We start from the raw sequence: 2,218 nt of genomic DNA, 5'->3' as shown, positions 1-2,218 counted from the left end.
GGATGCCCGGGACAAGCCCGGGCATGACGGTCTTGTTTTGCTCACGCCGCCACGTCGATCGCCCTCAGCTTCTCCTCGGTCATCCGTCCTGCCGTCTGCGCATGCGCCAGCGCGGCGGCTTCTGCCGCTGCGGCATTGCCGGAAAAAACATGCGCGGCGATGGTCTCGTGCTCGGTCCAGGCGCTGCCGCGGTAGTCGAGCTCGGCGAGCACCGTCGCCATCGAGCGGCGCATATGCGGCCATTGCGGCGCGATCATCTCCTCGATCGCGGAATTGCCGGCGAGGCGATAGATCGCGCTGTGGAAATCGACGTCGAGTGCGATCAGGCGCGCCAGCGGCGTGCCGTCATCGATCGCGCGTCCGGCTTCGAGCGCGGCTTCGAGCTGCGTGCGTGCCGCGGCATCCTCCTTGACACGCGCAGCGGCAAGCCGCGCCGCCAGCGCATCGATGGCGCCGCGGACTTCATAGAGTTCGCGGATGCGCTGCGGATCGAGCTGCGTCACCTCGAAGCCGCGTCTGCCGCTCTCCGCGACAAGGCCCTGGCGATGCAACAGATGCAGGGCGTGCGAAATCGGCTGGCGCGAGACGCCGAGCCGATCGGCAAGTTCGTTCTGGGTGATGCGCTGGCCAGGCAGCAGCGTGCGGTCGATGATCGCTTCGAGCAATCGCCCGTAAACCTGGTCGATGAGGTTTGGAAGCGGGTCCAACGGGATCATACAGACCGTCCAGCTTGGAATACGGAATTCCGTGTTCGAAAAATGAAGCTACTGCGGGTTGCAGGAGCGGTCAAGGCTCGAAGTTGCGACAGCGCTAAGCGATTGAGAATGGGCCGGTTTTGACCGGGCCGCGCTGCGGCAGCCGTCCAATGTCCGTCACGGTCGGCCGTCCGCCTCTTTCTTGATATGGACCAGAGGCGTGGATGCCCGGGACAAGCCCGGGCATGACGGGTTTGCGGAAATGCTACTTCGCCTTGCCCAGCTCCATCAGCGTCCGCGTCATCAGATAGAGCCGCGGCACGATCGAATTGGTGTCGATGTATTCGTCGCGCGCGTGATAGCCCCAGCCGGCGAGGCCGAAGCTTTCGACCACGACGGCCTTGCCGCTGCGCGCGGCGTAGCCGGCATCGGTCGCGCCGCCGGTCATTTCCGCGATGTCGAGCGTGCGCCCGAGTTCGGTGTAGATCGCCTGTCCCTGCCTGGCGAGTGCGCGGCCGCGATCATCAGCCACGAAGGGCGGACGGCCGGCGACGACCTTCACGGTCACTTCGGTGTCCGCGATCAGTCTGTTCTTCACCTTCTCGTCGAGCGCCGCCTGCAGCTTTTGCACGCCGTCGGGAATGGTGAGGCGGATGTCGGCGCCGGCGGTGGCGTGATCGGGGATCTGGTTGCGCACGGTGCCGGCCTTTGCGATGGTCCAGTTCAGCTGCGTGCCCGGAATCGATTTCGCGACGTCCTGGGTCTGCAGCAATTGATGCGCGAGCTCGATCAGCGCGTTGCGGCCGAGCTGCGGCGCGGCGCCGGCATGCGAGGCCTTGCCCTTCACATCGATCGTGCCGGTGGCGGTGCCGCTGGCGCCGAGCAGCAGGCTTTCATTTTTCGCGACCGGCGGCGCCACCGTCGGCTCGCAGGACAGCACCACATCGTGCTGGTCGGCGAGCTCGGCGATGATCTCGCCGGAGCCGATCGAGCCGACCTCCTCATCCGGATTGAGCGATACCGTGAGCTTGGCGTAGTCGCGCCAGCCCGCATCGTTCAGGATCTTGAGCGCATGCAGGATGACGGCGATGCCGCCCTTGTCGTCGGCAATGCCGGGTCCATAGATCCTGTTGCCGTCGACCTTGTAGGGCTGGGTGTCGAGGATGCCGTGCTCGTAGACCGTGTCCATATGCGCGATCAGCATCAGCTTCTTGCTGCCGCTGCCCTCAAAGGTGCCGATCACCATGTCGGCGCCGGCGCCCCTCGTGGTCTTGCGGCGTTCGGTCTTGGCGCCGAGCGCCTTCAGCCGCGCTTCGGTGTAGTCGGCCATCTTCTTCAGGCCTTCGACATCGCTGGAGCCCGACTCGATCAGCACCATGTCGTGCAGGCTCTCGATCACCGCCGGCTGGGCCTGCTCGGCGGCCGTACGCAGTTTTTCGTCTGCGGCGGCAAGGGCGGAGGAGGAGGCGAGGGCGAGCAGGCCGGCCGACGCGAGCAATTTGATGGATAGTTTCATGATTGTC

Annotated in this window: 2 protein-coding genes; both read right to left on the bottom strand. The window is 65.6% G+C overall.

Annotation, left to right across the window (positions count from 1 at the left end; translation table 11 throughout):
- Window positions 1-41: 41 nt before the first annotated feature.
- Window positions 42-716: a GntR family transcriptional regulator gene (locus tag AKL29_RS22270; protein ID WP_050385640.1), complete on the bottom strand. Its 675-nt coding sequence runs from the start codon at window positions 714-716 to the stop codon at window positions 42-44.
- A 244-nt stretch (window positions 717-960) separates the two neighbouring features.
- Window positions 961-2,211, bottom strand: coding sequence for a M20/M25/M40 family metallo-hydrolase (locus AKL29_RS22265; protein ID WP_050385639.1), 1,251 nt, complete (start codon window positions 2,209-2,211; stop codon window positions 961-963).
- Between the last annotated feature and the right edge of the window lie 7 nt (window positions 2,212-2,218).

The organism is Bradyrhizobium pachyrhizi (assembly GCF_001189245.1).
Taxonomy (GTDB): Bacteria; Pseudomonadota; Alphaproteobacteria; order Rhizobiales; family Xanthobacteraceae; genus Bradyrhizobium; species Bradyrhizobium pachyrhizi.
Note: the sequence above shows the minus strand (reverse complement) of the source record. Positions and strands in the feature narration are given on the sequence as shown.

What these genes read in the sequence shown, in the direction of transcription:
- AKL29_RS22265 (WP_050385639.1), bottom strand. Translation starts at nt 2,211, where the DNA reads ATGAAACTATCCATCAAATTGCTCGCGTCGGCCGGCCTGCTCGCCCTC.
- AKL29_RS22270 (WP_050385640.1), bottom strand. Translation starts at nt 716, where the DNA reads ATGATCCCGTTGGACCCGCTTCCAAACCTCATCGACCAGGTTTACGGG.